Origin of the sequence: Natronoflexus pectinivorans (genome assembly GCF_004345615.1) — a bacterium.
Lineage (GTDB): Bacteria > Bacteroidota > Bacteroidia > Bacteroidales > Marinilabiliaceae > Natronoflexus > Natronoflexus pectinivorans.
The window spans coordinates 209,568-230,973 of record NZ_SLWK01000005.1 but is presented as its reverse complement, the minus strand read 5'-3'; the positions used below and the strand labels follow the sequence as shown (position 1 = coordinate 230,973).

The following is a 21,406-nucleotide window of genomic DNA, read 5'->3' as shown; positions in this document are numbered from 1 at the left end:
GTCTAAAAAAACTTTCGGATGAAAGTGATTTATGTTTATCCTTTTTTGGATTTTAAGTTTAAATGTGATTATATTTGCACACCGATTACGGGGGCATAGCTCAGTTGGCTAGAGCGTTTGACTGGCAGTCAAAAGGTCAGGGGTTCGACTCCCCTTGTCTCCACAATAAGCATAACGTCTTACATTATAAAATGTAAGACGTTATTTATATAAGTAGTTTTTACTCGCTAAATGAAACAACACACATTTTTTATAACAGCATTTTGTAATTGCCAAAGGTGAAAATCATCCCTGCCATTAAGGAACTAGCAAAAAGTTGCTCACGAAATAGAAGTAAACTAAGTGAGATATTATATAGCAAGAAGAATTTCCTCATTTATAGAGTTTTAAGGATTTGGGTTGTATTCCCAAAAATCATCAAAAGATTGACTATAGTTATGCTCACCTCCTATGTATGCAGCATCATTGATATTAAAACAAACACCATTATACCTGCCCTTTGTATTCCCTGCAATTACCACTCGTTTTTTGCAATATTGTATTTGTCAGAATCTCCAAAATAAGCATAGCTAGCAATGCCCGGGTAAAAAGCCTTGATTTCAGGGGACATGCTCCCACTACTCACGAACTGCACGGTGTTACCATAAACAATGAAGTCATCAGTTATTGCAAATGATTGCACAAAATATTCCTGATCTTTTGTAAGTGAAGGTTCTGATCTATAGCTAAATGACCCTTTCCCTATGGGATCATAAAAGCTAACCTTTTCAGAGCTATGGTAATCGAGGTTTGGTTCAATATCCCATAAAAAACCATATTCTATAATTGGATTAGTTCCTTTTGATAGTATTTCAGCATTAAAAGTGGCTCCATCTGCTGTTATGCGACTTACTTTAAGAGTCCTAATTCGTGGGTAATCCTGAGACTCTATAATCTCTTTCTGACATGTTACACATAAAATCAGAACGAATATTGCTTGAAGAATTAAAGAAGTTTTTTTCACCGTAAACTGGATTAAAAAGTTAAGCCTGTTGAAAATCTGTATGAAGTAAAAATTGACTCTATTTGAACCTGAGAGCTTATGCCGTAATAATATGAAAAATTGCTAAAAGCCCTGAGTTTCTTAAGTAAATTATATTCTATCCCAATTCCTCCGGTGACACCTTTAGTGAACTTTCTAAATGATTCATCATCCAGTCTAGTTGTTCGAACTCGTTGATTATAGGAAGAAAATCTTTCAGTATAGAATTCTGTATCACTTTTCAGGATGGTTTTCCCAAAAAGGCCTACAAATAACTCGGGTTTGATCTGGTTCCCGGGGTAAGTATATTTAAGCGAAAAACTGCTGATTAGATTAGTATTGTATATGTGGTAATAGGAATTTATAGAATTAATTCCTTGAGATAATGAGCCATAATAGTAATCTTCGTTGAATGTTAGATTAACCAAAAATGATGTTTTTTCATTCCACCTGGGTGCAATAAAGTTCAATGCGATGCCTGCAAAAGAGCTCGAACTCATCTGGAAGTTAATATGGTCTACTTGCGTGTTCTTAAAAGTAATTCCACTTAAGGCATAACCAATCATTGGTTTTATTTCAACCCTTAATACCGGAAGTCTCTTTTCAAAAATTATACAAGCCTCATCACTGCATTTATAATCATGATACCTACGTGTTATTTGAATTAAAGATTTGTGTGAAAAATCTGTCTTAAAGATCTCATTTCTTATTTCAGGATAATCGGAAAATGCATAGTTTAAAACTCCTTGATAGCTGTCATTTGATCTTCGGTATACTCTGCCATCTCTTTGTATCTCATCGATACTTCTTCGAAGTTCAAGTAATTCTTTGTCTTCTGTTTCTATAAAGTAAGCATTATAACTGCTATTTCTATAATAATATAGATTTGAAATCCCCATTAACAAGAACTCTACAAACACAATGTCATTTACCTCTTCAGTATTAATTTCCTTTGAGATATAAAATTTGCCTGAATTAAATCGGTATCCATATATCTCACCGGGTAAAAACTCTTTTTCCGGACCTTCGATTGATTCTTTAAAGCTGCAAATTCGCATATTCCTTATTTCACCTCTATGATCAATGAATCCATGAATTGTATCCATTGAATTGGTGATGATATACCCGGCACGGAAGTCAGACTGTGCAGAGAGGCTTATAAACACTAAGCTTAGTAAGCTCAATAAAATTAATCTTTGCATTTCAGGATTGTTTTTAAAGTGAATGTAGCTTCATTTCTCTTAGAGATATATTTTGAATTCCTTTACTTAATACACAAGCTAAAATGAAAACTTCAGATGAATTGTTGTTAATAATTTCTACCTTTAATATAGGCTCATTAAGTCTTTTTTCATAGGTTCCGAAATGCGTTCTGACTTTTAATGAATGATCCAATCCTCCCCAACATTCTATATCGCCATTCATTCCAACATCCAGAGCTAATACCCAATTTCTTGATATTCTTGTTTGATTGAGAAGACGGATGTTATTTAAATTTTCGATATTCCACTCATAAAGTTTCCTATCATCTCCCACACAAAGCAAGCGAACTTTATGGAGGTTGATAGAAACGTTTCTTATCCAATCATCTGAAACCAATATTTTTTTATCCATTCATAAGTTGGCTCGCTAACCAATGAAATGCTGCCATCTTCACTTGAAATGGCAATCAGTTGCTTCTCCCTTGAAACATCTATTGATGTGATGGCTTTTTCGTGTTGAAAAATGGTATCCACCAGATTTAAATCTTCTATCGAATGCTTAAACACCATCCCGCTTTCAAGACCACTTATCACATATCGCTCATCACTTGTTAAGGCTAAGGCATTTACTCTGCCTGATCTATAGTCATTTTCAAACAATGTTTTCCCCGTTTCCTTTGAAACCGAAATGAGCTTGCCTGACTTGGTCCCTAATAAAATGATGTTGGTGTGAACCAGTATCGAAACGACTGGACTTCCTGTGTGAACGTCTATTATATTGACAGTTACATTATTTATTAAATCGTACTGAATTATACTATTTTCATTTGCAAAATATAAATACTTGCCATTCCCTAAGATATCGAATGTATAAATATTAGAGTTAATATATGGAAGTTGCGTAAGAGCCGTATTCTGACTGTGCAGAATAAAAAGCTGTGAATTTAGAAGTAAAATGGATAGGGCTAATATGATAAGTTTCATTATTGATGATGATAATATGCAAGTTATTTATCTATTTTCCGGGTGTTAAAATAGTAAAAAAAATGAAAATTACATAGCTGCTCAAGTAATTTGTCCGAATGGTTTGATTAATCTAAAGCAATGTTATCTATTAGCTATAGTAATGTCTGTTTGAACAGATGTGATTTAATAAAGATGTTCTTTTTTCGTAATATTCGAGAAATTGCAGTAAACAGAAATCATTCTTTGATACGTTTAGTCATTTTTTGTTTTTATGCTTTCTTAACTTGAAAACTCAAGATATTATTTCTCCTTATGCATTGAATAAGTTAATTTTGTCAATTATATATCAAGATCAAATAACCACTCAATATTACCAATGACAGACAACTCCGGTAAAATTCTTAAAAGCATACATCCAGCCCGAATAGTACTTCCCATACTAATTGGAATTGGTGTAACCGGATTTATGCTTTACAGGGAATATCAACCCGGTAGTTTTTCGTTGTTGAGTTTTACTTTCCAATCTCTTTTTTGGCTGATGCTTGCTTTTGTGATGATGTGCATCAGGGATTTAGGGTATATGGTCAGACTCCGTATTTTAACAAATAAAGAGCTCTCATGGCGAAAGAGTTTCAATATTGTCATGCTTTGGGAGTTTACCTCGGCCATTACACCTTCGGCCATTGGCGGAACAAGCGTCGCCATTTTCTTTATTAACAAAGAAGGTGTAAAGCTGGGGAGAAGTACGGCGGTTGTAATGGTTACATCTTTTCTTGATGAGCTGTATTTTATCCTTACCTTCCCCATTCTGTTACTTTTAATTGGACGTTCAGATATTTTTGCTCTGAGTGCAGACGATGTTGCAGTTGAATGGTATCGGAATCAGTTTTTTATTTTCGCCATTGTAGGTTATTCACTTAAGCTTCTTTACACACTCATCATATCGTATGGGCTGTTTTTTAACCCCCGAGGGTTAAAATGGGTGTTACTTTGGATTTTTAAACTCCCCATCATCAGGAAATGGCGGCCCCAAGCCAATGAGTCAGGAACCGACCTAATCAAAACATCTGAAGAGTTTAGAAAATGGCCATTTAAAAAATGGATACAGGCGTTTATTGCTACATTCTTTAGTTGGACAGCTCGTTATTGGGTTGTAAATGCATTAATACTTACTTTTTTTGGAATGCATTGGCTCAGTTGGGACGAACATCTGCTTGTGTTTGGTAAGCAATTGGTGATGTGGATCATGATGCTGGTAAGCCCGACTCCCGGAGGGAGTGGTTTTGCTGAGTATGTTTTTCGCGAATTTCTTGCAATATTTATTCCTCTTGGAACCGGGGTTGCCATGGCATTCTTCTGGCGACTCATAAGTTACTATCCTTATCTTTTTATTGGTGCATTTGTAATTCCTAAATGGGTTAAAAAGCATTTTGTAGCCCGAAAGTAGTGTTTTTTTGACAAATGCCGTAAATCCTGTGACTAAAAACAGGAAAATCAGTAATTGGTTTCTTAATTTGCATCATACTATTATTCACTTCGTTACGTTATTAGTATATCTCATGGAATTGTCCGCAGGTATAAGAAGTGTTTGTTTATGATGTAATTGGTAGATTATGAGAGAATTACTTCTGTTTTTTTGTGTCTTGTGGATAAAGGCTTGCAGCATGCCAAACGGTGAACCGGATGCTGATAAGGGCATTCCGGAACTTGTCATTTTTGTAGAAAATGGGATGGTTCCGGCTATGGTTGATTTGGTTGAGATTTTTGAATCTCAATATCAGACCCGGGTAAGAATTCAAAACGGAGACGCTTTTACACTCGCCGGAATGGTAAATAGATGGGAAGAGGGAGATTTGTTTATCCCAGACAGCCACAGAGGGTTACAAATTTTACATGAAAAAAAATCAGATGCGATATTAGACTCCCTTTTTCTTGGGTATAATCAGTTGGCGTTTTATGTGAGCAAAGGTAACCCCTCCGATTTTGAAGGAACACTTCAATGCTTGTCAAATAACAGGCATATGGTGATTCTTGCTAATCCGGAAACCAGTTCCCTGGGTTATGTCACACGTCAATTACTAATGAATCACAATCTCTTTCAAAACGTTTCAGGAAATATTTTGGCACTTGCTATTGACAACAGACGTTTAACTAGTGCCGTAGTAAATGGAGATGCTTCTGTTACAATAGACTGGGTTTCGAGTTATTACAGGAACAGCACAAAGATGTATACCGATACCATACATATTAACGGAACCACACCGGGACATGAAATATATGCAGCTGTTTTATCAACGACAAATAATGCACCTTTAGCCTATGCTTTTCTGGCATTGTTGAGTTCAGAGAAAGGTCTTGGTGTGCTTGGCCAGTATGGGATAAATAAGCAAAGAAGAATTAATATAGCTGATGGTGCCATGTTCCAATAATTCCTCTTTTAATTGTAACTCACAGTGTATTTGTCCTAACACAGTTTAATTTCTATATCTTTTAAATAATGATCGAGAACAATCAAATATTATCCTGGATTAAAAAAAGGGTTTTGAAACGCATACGACTCCCGGAATTTTTAAATTTCCGGGAACCTGTGATAAAAAAGCTCTTTCTTTTAATGGGGCTCTTTATTTTGACTGTGTTTGTGATTATTTTTATTGAGAACTATTTCGACCAGAATTATACGTTAAGATACCATCAAACCATCAGGAATCAAGAACAAAAACAAAAACTTGAATTCGTGCTTAAAGAGCAGCTCCTGAATATCCAGTTGCTGTTTAACAGCTATTCATCCGTTCGTCATCCCCAACAACTGGCTAATACACATGTTGAGATCAGAGAAAAAATCAATAATTGCATCAATTTGCTTAATATTCTAGATCAAGGGGGGCGGTTTCAATACAGAAACAGGGTAAACCTTACCTCTGCAGACGAAATTATAGAGATCATTTCATACGAAAGAGATCAGTACACCGGAACCATTCCTGAGGTACGGGAATTGTATGCCCCAATTCAGGATTTACAATCTTTGTCAGCAAGAATTGCAGCAACAATGAGAGGGTATTTGGAGGCAGATGCAGCTCAAGCGCCGGCGATCCTTGAAACAGCTAATTTTTATCTGAAACAGGCCGAGAGTGTTTTTGATCGAATATATGAAACAGAAAGAAAAATTGCGTATGACATTCAAAGCAATGTCGTTTCCGTTAACAATACAAGCATTAATGTGCTTAACCGATACAATCGGTTAAAGTATTTCGGGTTGATTCTGTTTTCAATTGTTACAGGTTTAGTAACCTATCTCATAATTGTTCAAATATCCCGAATAATACTAGTCAGAAAAAAGGCAGAAGCCAATAATGCCAAGTTATTGATGGCGGTGGAACAGAGTCCTGTCGCCATCATGATTACCAATACCAGAGGAATCACTGAATATGTGAATCATTCGTTTGTGAATAAAACCGGCTATACCAAAAAGGAGATCATTGGGTCTCGTCCATATTTTTTCAGCAATAACGGGATTTATGATTTTTCTGAAATTGTAATGGCAACCATCCAGGTTGGGAATAAATGGTCGGGAGAGATAGAAACCAAGGACAAAGCTGGGAAAACTTACTGGGAAAAGGTGCAGATTTCCCCAGTTTTAAACGATGAAAACACCATCAGTAACTTCATTATCATTAGGGAGGATATTACCGAGAAACGATTGCTCACACAATCGTTGAATGAATCAATCGAAAATCTTAAAAACATCACCGACAATCTACCTGTGGGAGTAATGCTTGTGGATGCCAATCATAAAATAATAGAGGTAAACCATACGGCATCAAAAATAATGGGCTTCAACTCGGTGGAGGAGACCATCAATTTTGTCAACTCAAGGGATTATCATCAGTTATTTGAGGTGATGCATCAGAACAGTTACAATGATTTTAACTCGGGAGTTGAGGTGATCGCTCTGGAGGAACGACTCACCATAAAAGAGAACAACATTTCAAGGATTATTCTTAAAAACATTATCCCGATTAAGAACAATAACCAGACAGTCAAGCTGGAAGCTTTTATGGACATCACTGCTCAAAAGGAGATCCAACAAAGGGAGGCTGAGGCGAACAAGGCCAAATCGGAATTTTTGGCCAATATGAGCCATGAGATAAGAACGCCCATGAACGGCATTGTTGGTGCTGCTGAGTTGCTTGTCCGCACGCGGCTTACACAAGAGCAGTACAATATTTTGTCCGTTATTTCACGTTCGTGTGATAATTTGATCACAATAGTCAACGATATTCTGGACTTTTCAAAAATCGAAGCCCGGAAAATGACCATTGAAACCAATCCGTTTGATATCAGAAAATCCATTGATTATTTAATGGATCAGATATCCTTTAAAAGCAATGAAAAACGATTGAATGTAATGGCAAGTGTTGAAGATAATGTTCCGGTGATTGTTAAAGGAGATGAAGGCCGATTGTTGCAGGTGTTGATGAATCTTTTAGGCAATGCTGTAAAATTTACGGATATAGGGGAGGTTGTTTTACGTGTTGATACTGAGTCTCTGAAGGGTAAAGAGGTCATTCTGCATTTCTCTATTGAGGATACCGGAATTGGGATTCCTCCCGGGAAAATAGAAAAGATTTTTGAATCATTTACACAGGCCGACGGTTCTACTACCAGGCAATATGGCGGAACCGGCTTAGGTACCAGCATCTCAAAGATGCTGGTTGAGTTAATGGGTGGGAAAATTTGGGTTGAAAGCCCAAATCCGGCGGTTAAAGACAATGAGGAGTTTCCCGGTTCGGTATTTCATTTTACACTCCCTTTTCTCATTGAAAAAGGTGGAAAGCAGGAGGATATTTACCGGAATCGGTTCGCTGGTTTGTCAGTAGCATTACTTGATAACCATCCGTTAGGGCAGCTTTTGCTTAAGAAGATGCTTCAAACCTGGGGGGTAGAGGTTCATGTGGCAGATAACCACAAAATTCTCATCGAGTTGCTTAAAGATAATCCCGATCTCGATCTGATCATTGCAGATAGCCATATTGAAGAAGTGAATAAAAGTGACTTTGTTTCCGGTCTCAGAGCGTTGCATCCCGATATCAGGTTGATTTTGTTGATGCCTGAAAATCATTCCATCTCGGCCATAACACACAGAGGATTTAACCGGATTGTTTACAAGCCGGTTAAACATTCATCACTCTTTTCAACCATTTATGATCTTTTTAATCCCGGTAAAAATGGTGAATTATCTCCTGCAATAGCTGATGCTGATGAAGACGATGCGGAAGAAGAAAGGAAAAAGGTTTTACTGGTTGAAGATAATCTGATTAATCAAAAAATTGCCGAAAAGATGTTGAGCCGCTTAAAGTATGACGTCATCATTGCACGAAATGGCCAGGAAGCTGTTGATATACTCGAAAAGGATGCCACAAGCGCGGATCTGATTTTAATGGATATACAAATGCCGGTGATGAACGGTCTGGACGCAACAAGAGCCATCCGAGCCAGGAACATTTTTATCCCAATCATTGCCATGACTGCCAATGTGTTGAAAGGAGACCGGGAAATCTGCATTGAAGCCGGTATGAACGATTACATCGGAAAACCGGTGAAAATTGATCTTCTTGAAAAGATGTTGAATCAATGGATTAACAAGCCTTTATTAAAGAAATAGTTGTGCCGATATGGTCACAACTATCAATAGTAAAAATATCATCTCTTTCATCCGGTTCTTACGCATTTTATCCAACCAAAACGCCATGGTTACTGCCGATCCGGCAGCTGCCAGTGGAATCATCTCCATGGAGAAGAAAGGTGTTAAAACTGTTGCTCCTGTAAGCAGTAAAATCCAAACGAACACCCTCAGATACCGCCTGACAATCACTTTTTGCATTGGCATATAGCTGAATGTGGCAATGATTGAGAGTCCAAGGAATAAAATGATAACGGACATATACATTTGAGAGAAAATGGTATGGTTGTATTGCCCGGGATTGGTAATCAGGTTCTCTTTTAGGAGCAAAAGAAACTCAATGCTTTTATCGTGCAGAAAGAACCAGGTAATACTTATTACAAATGGGAATAAAACTCCCAAAATAGCTGCAACAACGGATCTGAATGAAGCCAGTCGTAATATTCCCATTGTAACGATCAAAATTGGGAAAAAGATCAGCCCCTTAGCATAAAAAAGACTTCCAATTCCGGCTAAAAATCCGGCATCAAAACAGATAGCCATGGGTCTTTTGCTTCCCGTTCCGGAAAAAAGACGTTCAATACCCAGCGTTAGAAAAAGAACAAAAAACCAGACTGGATTTAATCTCTGAACGCTTAAGAAAACTGATGTAAATAGACCATACAGCAGCAGTGGTAGCATGCTCTGCTTCGATAAAAGGCCATATTGCGAAACCATTCTGCTTAACGACCATCCTATTAACAGCGCTAGTAAGAAGGTGGTTAAGCCGGAGGTAAACTGAGATTGCCCCAAATAAGGATATATGATGCTGTCCCATAAAGGCATGGAAGGGTTGTCTAACGCTGTTATGTGCACCATGTCAGTGAAAAAGAAACGCATCCAAAACCCCAGTATCGTGAGTGGGATAAGAACAAATGCCGGGATGGAATTATTATGAAATGTTCGTAAAAGCATATCTTGTTCTTAACTTGCGTAAATCTTCATTAGCTAATATCCTTCCTGCCTCGTATTTCCTTGAAAGTTATAAATCGAACCCTATGTCTTTACGGAAATACTTCCCTTCAAAAATGATTCTATCCGCATTTTTCAGTGATGTGTTTCTCGCTTCGTTCATGCCTGATGCCAGAGATGTAACTGCGAAAACACGGCCTCCGTTCGTTAAAACATCTTTCTGTTCCAGAGCTGTGCCGGCATGGTATACCAGACTTCCGTCGACTTGATCCAGACCTGAAACTTTAATGCCCTTTTTGTAATCGCCGGGATATCCACCGGAGACAAGCACTACCGTCACTGCAAACCGGGGATCCATTTGGGTTTTGTGCTCGTTAAGAGTTCCCTTTAACGTGGCCTGTAGCAACTCTACGAGGTCGTTTTTTAAACGGGGTAAAACGGCTTCTGTTTCCGGATCGCCCATGCGAACGTTGTATTCAATTACATATGGTTCATCGTTGACCTTAATCAGTCCAAAGAAAATGAAACCTTTATAGTCGATGCCCTCTTTGTTTATTCCGTTAACGGTAGGACGTATAATGCGATCTTCAATTTTTTTCATGAAATCGGCATTGGCAAAACTGACAGGAGAAACTGCTCCCATACCTCCTGTGTTAAGGCCGCTGTCGTTTTCCCCGATTCGCTTGTAGTCTTTAGCCTCGGGAAGAATGAAATAGTCTTTTCCATCGGTTAAAACAAAAACCGAGAGCTCTATGCCGCTGAGAAACTCTTCAATGACAACGGTTTTTCCGGCTGCTCCAAATTTGCCGCCAAGCATTCTGTCAAGTTCCGAGCAGGCTTCATCATAATCATCAATTATGAGAACTCCCTTTCCGGCAGCAAGTCCGTCTGCCTTTAATACGTACGGAGGCTTTAACTTTTTCATGAAAAGTTTGCCTTCCTGCTTTATTTTGTCATTTACTGCAAGGTATCGGGCTGTTGGGATATTGTGCCTGAGCATAAATTGCTTGGCGTAATCTTTACTTCCCTCCAATTGAGCACCTGTTTTTGAGGGGCCAATAATGCCTATCTCTTTCAGATCATTATCCTGACGGAAAAAATCGGTAATCCCATTAACCAATGGTTCCTCAGGTCCGGTAATAACGAGTTTAATATTGTTCTCAAGAACTACTTTTTTAATCCCTGCGAAATCGTTAACCCCAACCGGCACGTTGATTCCCAATCCTGCAGTACCTGCGTTACCGGGTGTGAAGAAAATTTTATCGCACAGTGGACTTTGTTTGATTTTCCATCCCAATGCGTGTTCTCTGCCGCCTGATCCTATAATTAAGATGTTCATTATTTCTATATTTTGTGTAATAAGTTGTTTATTGAATGATGTCCATTGAATATCCTTCTCTTTTCAGGAATTCCAGGGTTAAAGGCAAGGCTGCTTCAAGTCGGGGCCAGGCTTTTAATGAATCGTGAAATACGATGACCGATCCGGAACGTACGTTCCGGATGACATTCCTGTATATGTCGTCCGCTGATAAATCATTTCTCCAATCCTGACTAAGCAAATCCCACATCACTACTCTACTGAAGTTTCTTTTCAGGAAACCAATATACCATGGGTAGAGTTGGCCATGAGGTGGTCTGAACAGATTGGCTCCTATGTAATCACTTCCCTTTTTTACATCAGAGAAATATTCATTTTTGGATGATTTCCATGCTTTTAGATGCGAAAATGTATGATTTCCTGTTGCCATGCCGTTTTTTATGAGCATGCTATAAACTTCAGGGTGTTTTCTTACATTATCTCCCACGCAAAAAAATGTAGCCTTTGCTCCATATTTGTTTAGCATCTCTATTACCCTGGGTGTTACCTCGGGAATTGGGCCGTCGTCAAAAGTGATATAGACTCGTTTCTCTTTTCCCGGAATCCTCCATGTTGTGCCGGGAAACACCCAGCGCAAAAGCAGAGGGGGGCGTACCTTCATATCAACTGTTAAAAAAGCCAATTCGTTGAAATAAGCGTTCGTGATCTTCTTCAAACTCCCTGATTAATTCATCCCTTCTGAATAGTCTCAAAGTCCTCACTATTTCAGAGTAGATGGCAAAAGATCTTTGTATTTCACCCATGTGAGCGTTTCTGATGCGTTGTGGCAAGTTTGTGAAGAATCTTAGTTCCTGATAATTCTCCTCTTTCAAGCCACGTATAACTTCATCTGCTTTTTCAATTTCACCAAGTTGATAATAGCTGTCTGCAATAAACAGGGAGAAATAGTTATGGGGTAGCCTTGAAGGTGGCAGCATGTTCATGGTTTTATCCAGAACGGCCAAAGCTTCTTCATCCCGTCCTTCTTCAATCAGAGCCGAAGCCAATCTGGAAAGATTGTTTCGAATGTTGACCCCCATCCTTCTGTGATTCTCATCAAGATATACGGATGGATCATTCCAACCGTCAAAAATGAATTCGTTCATCACATTATTAAACATGCGATCAGTGTCAACCCTGCCAAACTGACCATCAACGCTCTTGGTTCTGATTGGTACAATTTGATAAGCAAATCCTTCAAGCTGGAAATAATCCTGTAAACCAACGTAATTATCGCTGCCAACTGTTACTGCAAAATATATTGGTCGTTCCCAATTGTTGTGAGCTAAGAGATCAAGTACCATGACCTCGTTTTTCATGATTCTCTCTTTATTCAAGTCAATGAACATCAATGAATCAATCAGGTTGGCATGTCGTTCGCCTACCATTCCGTTTTCAACTACTTTGCGCCAGTCTGCTGGTATTGTGAACGATTTTGAAGGCAGATGCTCAATGCGACCACTGTAGTTGGGGATTTGTTTGGTCCTTGGGTTTTCACTTGCCAGAAAACGTATGGCTTCTTTCAAATCCACATACCCTTCAATTCGGTCGATTAACCAAACAACATCCCGCTTCCCAAGTATGTATTGTTCCCGCTCCATTGAAAAATTCAATGGTTCAGATTCGTAGGCCTGCCTTTTCATTTGATCAATGTACCAGTCGGTTTGCAGGTAGCTGAGGTTACATACTCTTACATCTGTTCTTACTCCTTCAACCTCTTGTGCATACCAGAGAGGGAATGTGTCGTTATCCCCCATGGTAAAGATGACACCATTTTCATCAACAGTGTTGAGATAGTTGAATGCCAAATCACGTGCAATGGTTCTGCCGGAGCGGTCGTGATCGTTCCAGTTCTCTTTTGCCATATTTGCAGGGACAAGAACCAGTGCGGAAAGCGTTCCTGCTGCTACTGCCGGCATGGCCGGAAGAAATCTTCGAAAGCCATCGATGATTGCCAGAACTCCCAATCCTATCCAAATGGAGAAGGCGTAGAATGAGCCTACATAGGAGTAGTCTCGTTCACGGGGCTGAAGGGGTGTTTGGTTAAGGAATATCACAATGGCAAGACCTGTGAAGAAGAACAGGAGCATCACTACCCAGAAGTCGCGTTTCCCTTTTTTCCCTGATCCATATTGATAAAGTAATCCGATGATTCCCAGAATTAGGGGCAGCAAGTAATATTTGTTTCTCCCCGGATTGTTTTTGTATGAATCCGGCAACAACTCCTGGTCACCATACATCCAGTTGTCAATGGCCGAAATTCCGGTGATCCAATTCCCTTTATGCACTTCGCCATGCCCCTGCATGTCGTTTTGGCGACCTGAGAAATTCCACATAAAATACCTGAAGTACATAAAATTGACCTGGTATCGCACGAAGAAAGTCAGATTTTCAAAGAATGTTGGCAACTGAATGGTTGTTGGAGCGCCGGTTTGATCCTGCACGGTCATTCTTCGTCCTGTTATGTTGGCCCACTGTTTGTATTCCTCAATGTGACGAGCATCACGGCTGTGCATTCTGGGGAAAAATGTGGTAGTTTTGCTATCAAAACGGTGTTTTCTCCTGTGGTCTATCACTTCATATCGATCTCCTATTCTAGCATAAACCGGGCGGCCTTTTTCCGACTCCATAGCATCCCAGTCCAATGGGGAGTTGTAATATTGTCCATAAAAAAGCGGGCTATCACCATATTGCTCCCTATTGAGATAAGAACGAAGAGCAAATACATTGTCCGGAGAGTTCTGATCCATTGGCGGATTTGCGGAAGAGCGTATGATGATGGTGGCATAGGATGTGTATCCCATGAGTATTACCATGATGGCTGTCAAAATAAAGTTCAGAGCTGCTTTTTGCTTTACATAGGTGTAATAAACCCCATACGCAAGTGCTCCAAACAGTACCACCGTATAGAAAATAAGACCTGAATTGAAACTTAAGCCGAAACTGTTCACAAACATGAGTTCAAACCATCCGGCAACTTTAATGGTTCCCGGGATAATGATGTAAAGAATAAAACCCAGTATGGCGAAAGAGGTGAGTAGAGCAATGAGACTATTTTTGCGAGTCACCTCATATTTTTTGTAATAATAGACCATTACAATAGCAGGAATTGCCAAAAGGTTCAACAGGTGAACCCCAATAGAGAGTCCTATGAGGTAGGCGATGAGAATCAACCAACGGTTGGCATGAGGCTCGTCGGCAATGGATTCCCACTTCAAAATGGCCCAGAAGACAACGGCTGTGAACATGGATGAGGTGGCATAGGCTTCTGCCTCCACTGCCACAAACCAAAAGCTATCAGAGAAAGTATAGGCCATGGCACCAACAAAACCTGCTGCGATTACTGACCAAATTCTCCATGGCTCATTGTAAGCCTCTTCAGATTTCAGAACAATTTTCTTTGCAAGATGCGTAATACTCCAGAAAAGAAACGCAATGGTGAAGGCTCCTGCCATGGCCGACATCAAATTTATCGTATATGCCACATACGAAACATCGGGTGCAAACAGTGAAAAGAAGCGCCCCATTAGCATGAAAAACGGAGCCCCCGGTGGATGAGGAATCTGCATCTTGTAAGCTGCGGTTATACGTTCACTGCAATCCCAAAAGCTTGCAGTTGGCTCTAAAGTTAAAGCATACACAACAGCGGCGACTAAAAATGCCAGCCATCCGAAAATGCTATTGTACCTGGAATATTTATGCATAGGTTATAGTTTTCAACAATTTATCTTGATTATCATTTTTCACTGATTGCCAAAAATACAATAATCTGCTTAAAAAAGTATCAATATTGATACTTTTAAGTGCAGATGGTTAAGATGTTGCCAGCTAACAAAAAAGTGAAACGGTAAAAAGTAGAGTTAAAATTGATTGATTTACAGTGTTTATGCAACTTTTTCTTTTTTTTAGACTAATTTTTTTGAAAGATACCTGAAAACATTCTATATTTGCATCGCTTTTAAAGGAAGAAGCAATCAAGTTTGTCTCGTGGTGTAATGGTAGCACAGATGGTTTTGGTCCATCTAGTCAGGGTTCGAATCCTTGCGAGACAACAATTTAAGCGATCGTTTACGATCGCTTTTTTTTTGCTCCGACGAACTAAATTGTCAGATTGTTCGTTTATTTGAAGCAATCCTTAGAATTGAAATCAGGCTGATTATCTGATGATTGTTAATCTTTTTCGCTTTATGGAATGAGGGATGCAATTAGTCCTCTTTTGCAGAATGAACACTTTTTGGCTAATATTGTCACCTGTATAGAGACTGTTTGATTTTAGCCAGTATAAATTTCATGGAGTTGTGGTATTAAAGTTGTACCTAAACATTTTCAAATGACATGTTCTTTGGGAGAGAATTTGAACAGTTACAACATAAAGAATCATTCATTTAGATTTTATATTACTAATTAAAAATGATTTATTAATATGAAAAAAGCAGTATTTGTTATATTGGCATGCATGCTGATAATTCCAGCGGTATCTAATGCACAGGGAAGGGCAATAGGACTTCGCTTTGGGGGAGGAAACCTGGTTGGTGCCGAAATTTCATATCAAACCCCATTTAACGGTGATCGCCTGGAGCTGGATTTGGGGATTAAAAGTTCGTCGCACTGGAGTCATTGGTCACTAACAGGTATTTACCAATGGGTGTGGCAAATTGAAGGAGGTTTCTATTGGTATGCGGGTGTTGGTCCCTCAATTGGGAATCGTTCTTATTCTGGTCCTGGTTACAGAGATGACGGAATGTTTTTAGCTGCTGCCTTAAATGCCGGTGTGGAGTATAATTTTGAAGAGATTCCACTTCAACTTTCAGTAGACATTCGTCCTGAATTGGGGTTGATTAATACATATGACAGGGGCGTCTTTAGTTTGGCTTTAGGTGTCAGATACAGGTTCTAAAAACTTGTTTTAAAATATTTTAAAACAGATAACACTTTGGTGTTATCTGTTTTTGTTTGTGATGGTTTGGTCTCTTATTTTTTGTCTCTCTGAATATTTCGTCCTTTGTTTGTTATCATTTGATCCTAATTTTCTGAGATTATAGCTCGTTAGACTTCTTTATTTATCTGAATATCAGTTGCATTCAAAGTACAGGTCGTATTAATCAATTAGTTGAAAATAAAACTCTTACTTGTATCTAATCCCGAATGTCTCGGGAATAATCTATAAGTCTAACAATCTATTTCTGAGATAATGCAGGTTAAATCTTTATATTTGATGTTTTCATGTTTTTCGAATATGAAGAAGGCGTTCCATATTTACGTGATCTTTCGTAAAAGACTTATCGTATAAATGTTTATAATCTCATAATATAAGTTAAGGGTTGTTTTTTATAAGATACAATGAAATCCATCCTGTTTGTAGATATTGAAACGGATCCTGAACACAAAAGGATATTAGATATTGGTGCAATCAATGATCATGGGCACCAAATGCACTCCAATGCTCTTTCCGATTTAATTAAATTGATAAAAGACGGTAGTTTTTTATGTGGACATAACATCATCCGTCACGATTTGCCATATCTTACGAAGGTATTGGGAGAGAAAATCGTAAGCAGTCCGGTTATTGACACCTTGTTTCTTTCGCCCCTTCTCTTTCCTAAAAAGCCTTATCATGCTTTACTAAAGGACGATAAACTTCAAACTGACGAGCTCAATAATCCTCTTAATGACGCCATTAAAGCGAAGGATCTCTTTTGCGATGAGGTGACTGCATTTAAAGAGTCGGAGGAAGAGTTACGGTTAATTTTTTATTCCCTTTTGGGGAATCAGGACGAATTTGCTGCATTTTTTCGGTTTGTAGGTTATGAAAGTGAAAAGACAAATATTATAGAATTGATCCGACGCAAATTTGCTTCACAAATTTGTGCTCACATTGATTTGGAAAGACTGATCCGCAACAATCCTATTGAACTTGCCTATTGCATTGCACTCATTAATACCGGATGTCGGAGCTCAGTTGCACCGCCGTGGGTGTTAAAGAATTTTCCTGAGGTCGACAGGGTGATGTATCTGTTACGCAATAACCCTTGTTTGAAAGGTTGTTCATATTGTGATCAGGCTCTTGATGCCGGGATGGGATTAAGAAAGTTCTTCGGGTTTGAGTTTTATCGGCAATATGGAGGGAAGCCTTTACAGGAGGAGGCTGTGAAGGCAGCCATCCAAAACCGCTCGTTATTGGCGGTTTTTCCTACGGGAGGAGGGAAGTCCATTACTTTTCAGGTTCCTGCACTGATGAGTGGTGAAAATGTCAGAGGTTTAACAGTAGTCATTTCTCCACTTCAAAGCCTGATGAAGGATCAGGTTGATAACCTAGAGCGTGCCGGTATCACCGAGGCCGTTACCATTAACGGCCTGTTGGATCCAATTGAACGTGCAAAGTCTTTTCATCGCGTTGAAAACGGATCTGCATCCATGCTTTATATCTCCCCCGAATCGTTGCGATCAAAAACCATTGAGCATCTGCTGTTGGGGCGTAATATCGTGCGCTTCGTTATCGACGAAGCACATTGTTTTTCGGCGTGGGGGCAAGATTTTCGCGTGGATTATCTCTACATTGGAGATTTTATTAAATCCCTTCAGGAAAAAAAGAACACGGCAGATCCAATTCCTGTATCCTGTTTCACGGCAACGGCCAAACAAAAGGTGATTGAAGACATTAAAAACTATTTTCGGGAAAAACTGTCGCTTCATTTGGAGCTATTTACTTCGGCTGCCACCCGCGAGAATCTCCTGTATAAAGTACTTCCCAAAGAAACGGACGAAGAGAAGTACCAAACCATTCGTCATTTGGTAGATGGGAAACAATGCCCCACTATTGTTTATGTTTCCCGTACCCGACGTGCCACGCAGTTAGCTCAGCGACTGATTGAAGATGGTTGTCCGGCCAAAGCCTATCATGGGAAAATGGATAACCAGGAAAAATCAGAAAACCAGGATGCCTTTATTCGTGGCGATGTTCAGGTGATGGTTGCCACCTCCGCCTTTGGAATGGGTGTTGATAAAAAGGATGTGGGCATGGTTATTCACCATGATGTTTCGGATTCGCTGGAGAATTATGTTCAGGAGGCCGGCAGAGCCGGTCGTGATGAAAATATTACTGCAGAATGTTACATTCTGTTTAGCGAGGAGGATTTAAGCAAACACTTTATTCTTCTTAATCAGACAAAACTTAATATTAGAGAGATTCAACAAATCTGGTCGGCCATAAAGGATATAACCCGCTTTCGTGCAACGGCATCTAACTCTGCATTGGAAATAGCTCGCAAAGCCGGTTGGGACGAGAATGTGGTGGAAATAGAAACCCGGGTAACTACAGCCATTGCGGCACTGGAAGAGGCCGGGTATATCAGGCGGGGGCAAAATATGCCAAGAATTTTCGCCAATAGTATATTGGCGAAAAATGCTCAAGAGGCCATCGATAGAATAAATCTATCCCATCGTTTCAGCGAAAAGCAAAAGATGCAAGCTACGCGCATCATTAAAAAACTATTTTCCAGCCGAAGCAGAAAGCAAGCAACGGATGAGGTGGCAGAAACGAGGATTGATTACATCTCAGACCATCTGGGAATTGTTAAGGAGGAGGTGATAAACGCAGTGAATTTGCTTAGGGAAGAGCGAATACTTGCCGATGCGAAGGATCTCACCGCGTTTATAAAACGCGGTGAAAACAAAAACCGGTCATTTGCTATTTTACAATCGTACAGTAAAATTGAGAACTTCTTTTTATCTGTTATCGATGAAAGTGAAAAAGCTATGCATCTGAAAGAACTGGTCGAAATGGCAGAGACAGCAGGCTGTGTGGATGTTTCGCCAAATAAACTGAGAACCATCATTAACTTTTGGGTCATTAAGAACTGGATAAAAAGGAAGAATCATGATTACTTGAATCACCATTTTTCGGTCATGGCCAACAATCCGGTTGGCGTATTAAAGGAGAAACTGGAGAAGCGCCACCATCTTGCAGCTTTTATTGTCAACTACCTGTTTTCGAAAAGCAACGAAAGTTTGTCGGAAGAAGACAAGAACAAACAGCAACTGCTTGTGGAGTTTTCAGTGCATGAGTTAAAGCAGCAGTATGAACAGCAGCAGGCACTTTTTAAATTGATTGTTGCCATTGAGGATGTTGAAGATGCGTTGTTTTATCTTTCACGAATTGATGCCATAAAGATTGAAGGTGGATTTTTAGTCGTTTATAACAAATTGAGCATTGAACGACTTGAACAGGATAACAAAAGACGTTACAAAACCGATGATTACACCAAACTTAAGCAGCATTACAACAATAAAATCCAACAGATCCACATTGTTGGGGAGTATGCCAGAAAGATGATCCGTGATTACAAAGAGGCACTACAATTTGTAAACGACTATTTTAATCTCAATTATACAACATTTATCAACCGCTATTTCAATGCAACCCGGCAAAAGGAGATTCAACGCAATTTAACGCCTGCGAAGTTCAGGCAGCTGTTTGGAAACCTTTCTCCGTCGCAACTTAAGATCATTACCGATAATACTTCTCGATATATAGTTGTAGCTGCTGGTCCGGGAAGCGGAAAAACCAAAGTTTTGGTGCATAAATTGGCCTCCTTGTTGCTTATGGAGGATGTGAAGCATGAGCAGTTGTTGATGATTACTTTTTCGCGTGCCGCAGCCAGCGAATTTAAACAACGGTTAATTAGTCTTATTGGAAATGCGGCTGCTTTTGTGGAAATCAAAACTTTTCACTCGTACTGTTTTGATCTTATGGGAAAAGTGGGTTCCATTGAAAAATCAAATACCATCATTGAACAAGCCATTGATAGAATCAGAAACAAGGACATTGAACCGAGCCGCATCAGCAAAAGTGTACTGGTAATTGATGAGGCTCAGGATATGGATGCGAATGAATTCTTGCTGATAAAAACGCTGATGGCGTTTAATGAAGAGATGCGCGTCATCGCTGTTGGCGATGACGATCAGAATATTTATGAATTCCGAGGATCCAGTTCAAAACACCTGGAACAATTCATCCTTCAGCATCAGGCCATAAAATATGAATTGAATGAGAATTTTCGTAGTAAAAGCAATCTGGTTGAATTTTCCAACCACGTGGTGACAAAAATCAGCCACCGGCTAAAAGAAATTCCCATTGTGGCGAGACAAAATGATAATGGAACCATACAGATTACAAAATACCAAAGCCGGGGGCTCATAACCCCATTGGTAGAGGATGTTGCAGCTCAGAATCTTTATGGCACAACAGCCATTTTAACCCAGACCAATGATGAGGCACTTTTAATTACCGGGTTACTAAACAAGAAAGGGTTTCCGGCAAAATTGATTCAGTCAAACAATGAGTTTAATCTCTATAATCTGTTTGAAGTACGTCATTTTATAGACCAATTAAATTTAGTTGACGGGAAGGTGGTTCTTAGTGATGAAACATGGACACGGGCAAAGCAGAGTGTTTGGGATAGATTTAAAAACAGTTCGAAAATAGAGATTTGTATCAATCTTGTAAAAGCTTTTGAATTGAGTTATCCTAAACTAAAATATAAATCCGATTTTGAAGTCTTCGTCCGGGAGTCGAAGTCGGAAGACTTTATCAATCCCAACGGAGAAACCATATTTGTCTCTACCATCCATAAGACGAAGGGGAAGGAGTTCACCAATGTTTTTCTATTGCTTGAGAATTATCTGGTTGATGGGGATGAAAAAATCAGGCAGTTGTACGTAGCGATGACCAGGGCTAAGGATAATCTTTTTATACATACAAATGGTCAGTTTCTGGATGATGCGGCAATAAGCAACATCATCGTCAAGAACAATACTCAGAGTTACCCAATTCCGGAACTGCTCATACTGCATCTTTCTTATAAAGATATCTGGTTAAGCTATTTTGTGCATCGCCAAAGGCTGATTTCAAACCTCACGTCTGGAGACTCATTGCAAATTGACTCTGAAGGCTGTAACGATTTAGCCGGAAATCGTATATTGAAGTTCTCCACCGCCTGTAAAGAAAGGATTGCAGCCTACGAGTTAAAGGGTTATAAATTGCAAAGCGCAGAAATTAACCATATCCTCTATTGGAAGCCTGACGATACAGACTCTGAAATAAAAATTATTTTGCCTGAGGTGAGGTTGGGGAGGGGAGTGGATGAAATTTAGTCCCTTTTTAAAATGAAAAGCATGTTTTGAAGAGTTGATAACAGGGACTTATGGTTCAATTTTTCCGCCCTCGTAGA

General features: G+C 39.3%; 13 protein-coding genes and 2 tRNA genes. 7 read left to right on the top strand and 8 right to left on the bottom strand.

The window, feature by feature from the left end; all coding sequences use genetic code 11:
- Positions 1-89 precede the first annotated feature (89 nt).
- A tRNA-Ala gene (locus EV194_RS08930) sits at positions 90-163 on the top strand.
- A gap of 351 nt (positions 164-514) precedes the next feature.
- Here the strand turns inward: EV194_RS08930 and EV194_RS08925 are convergent.
- The 4 genes from EV194_RS08925 to EV194_RS08910 are packed head-to-tail and all read right to left on the bottom strand — an operon-like array spanning position 515 to position 3,207.
- Positions 515-1,003: a hypothetical protein gene (locus EV194_RS08925; protein WP_132433694.1), complete on the bottom strand. Its 489-nt coding sequence runs from the start codon at positions 1,001-1,003 to the stop codon at positions 515-517.
- 11 nt (positions 1,004-1,014) lie between these two features.
- Entirely contained in the window at positions 1,015-2,223 is a 1,209-nt protein-coding gene (locus EV194_RS08920; protein ID WP_132433693.1) for a hypothetical protein, read from the bottom strand.
- 13 nt (positions 2,224-2,236) lie between these two features.
- The gene (locus EV194_RS08915) at positions 2,237-2,635 is read right to left on the bottom strand and encodes a hypothetical protein (protein ID WP_132433692.1); all 399 of its coding nucleotides are present in this window, start codon (positions 2,633-2,635) and stop codon (positions 2,237-2,239) included.
- Positions 2,599-3,207, bottom strand: a complete 609-nt coding sequence (locus EV194_RS08910) for a WD40 repeat domain-containing protein (protein WP_132433691.1) — start codon at positions 3,205-3,207, stop codon at positions 2,599-2,601. The genes EV194_RS08915 and EV194_RS08910 overlap by 37 nt, the downstream gene beginning before the upstream one ends.
- 358 nt (positions 3,208-3,565) lie before the next feature.
- On the opposite strand from EV194_RS08910, the gene EV194_RS08905 reads away from it, so the two are divergent.
- The 3 genes from EV194_RS08905 (at position 3,566) to EV194_RS08895 (ending at position 8,851) form a co-directional block, all read left to right on the top strand.
- Positions 3,566-4,636, top strand: coding sequence for a lysylphosphatidylglycerol synthase transmembrane domain-containing protein (locus EV194_RS08905; protein ID WP_132433690.1), 1,071 nt, complete (start codon positions 3,566-3,568; stop codon positions 4,634-4,636).
- A gap of 217 nt (positions 4,637-4,853) precedes the next feature.
- The gene (locus tag EV194_RS08900; protein WP_207915967.1) at positions 4,854-5,618 is read left to right on the top strand and encodes a substrate-binding domain-containing protein; all 765 of its coding nucleotides are present in this window, start codon (positions 4,854-4,856) and stop codon (positions 5,616-5,618) included.
- A 158-nt stretch (positions 5,619-5,776) separates the two neighbouring features.
- A complete protein-coding gene (locus tag EV194_RS08895) occupies positions 5,777-8,851 on the top strand; it encodes a response regulator (RefSeq protein ID WP_207915965.1) in 3,075 nt (1,024 codons plus the stop codon).
- On the opposite strand, the gene EV194_RS08890 is transcribed toward EV194_RS08895, so the two are convergent.
- From EV194_RS08890 to EV194_RS08875, 4 genes are all read right to left on the bottom strand, one after another.
- On the bottom strand, positions 8,840-9,823 hold the full coding sequence (locus EV194_RS08890) for a hypothetical protein (RefSeq protein WP_132433687.1): 984 nt from the start codon (positions 9,821-9,823) through the stop codon (positions 8,840-8,842). The genes EV194_RS08895 and EV194_RS08890 overlap by 12 nt on opposite strands.
- A 67-nt stretch (positions 9,824-9,890) precedes the next feature.
- Positions 9,891-11,159: a phosphoribosylamine--glycine ligase gene (purD, locus tag EV194_RS08885; RefSeq protein ID WP_132433686.1), complete on the bottom strand. Its 1,269-nt coding sequence runs from the start codon at positions 11,157-11,159 to the stop codon at positions 9,891-9,893.
- A gap of 28 nt (positions 11,160-11,187) precedes the next feature.
- Positions 11,188-11,799 (bottom strand): polysaccharide deacetylase family protein, encoded by a 612-nt coding sequence (locus tag EV194_RS08880; protein ID WP_132433685.1) that lies wholly within the window; start codon positions 11,797-11,799, stop codon positions 11,188-11,190.
- Position 11,800: 1 nt separating this feature from the next.
- A complete protein-coding gene (locus EV194_RS08875; RefSeq protein WP_132433684.1) occupies positions 11,801-14,881 on the bottom strand; it encodes a glycosyltransferase family 117 protein in 3,081 nt (1,026 codons plus the stop codon).
- 277 nt (positions 14,882-15,158) lie between these two features.
- On the opposite strand from EV194_RS08875, the gene EV194_RS08870 reads away from it, so the two are divergent.
- The 3 genes from EV194_RS08870 (at position 15,159) to EV194_RS08860 (ending at position 21,329) form a co-directional block, all read left to right on the top strand.
- A tRNA-Gln gene (locus tag EV194_RS08870) sits at positions 15,159-15,229 on the top strand.
- A gap of 371 nt (positions 15,230-15,600) precedes the next feature.
- The gene (locus tag EV194_RS08865) at positions 15,601-16,074 is read left to right on the top strand and encodes a hypothetical protein (protein WP_079558668.1); all 474 of its coding nucleotides are present in this window, start codon (positions 15,601-15,603) and stop codon (positions 16,072-16,074) included.
- A 443-nt stretch (positions 16,075-16,517) separates the two neighbouring features.
- Positions 16,518-21,329 carry a RecQ family ATP-dependent DNA helicase gene (locus EV194_RS08860; protein ID WP_132433683.1) on the top strand — a complete coding sequence of 1,604 codons (4,812 nt, stop codon included), beginning with the start codon at positions 16,518-16,520 and terminating at the stop codon, positions 21,327-21,329.
- Positions 21,330-21,406: the final 77 nt, after the last annotated feature.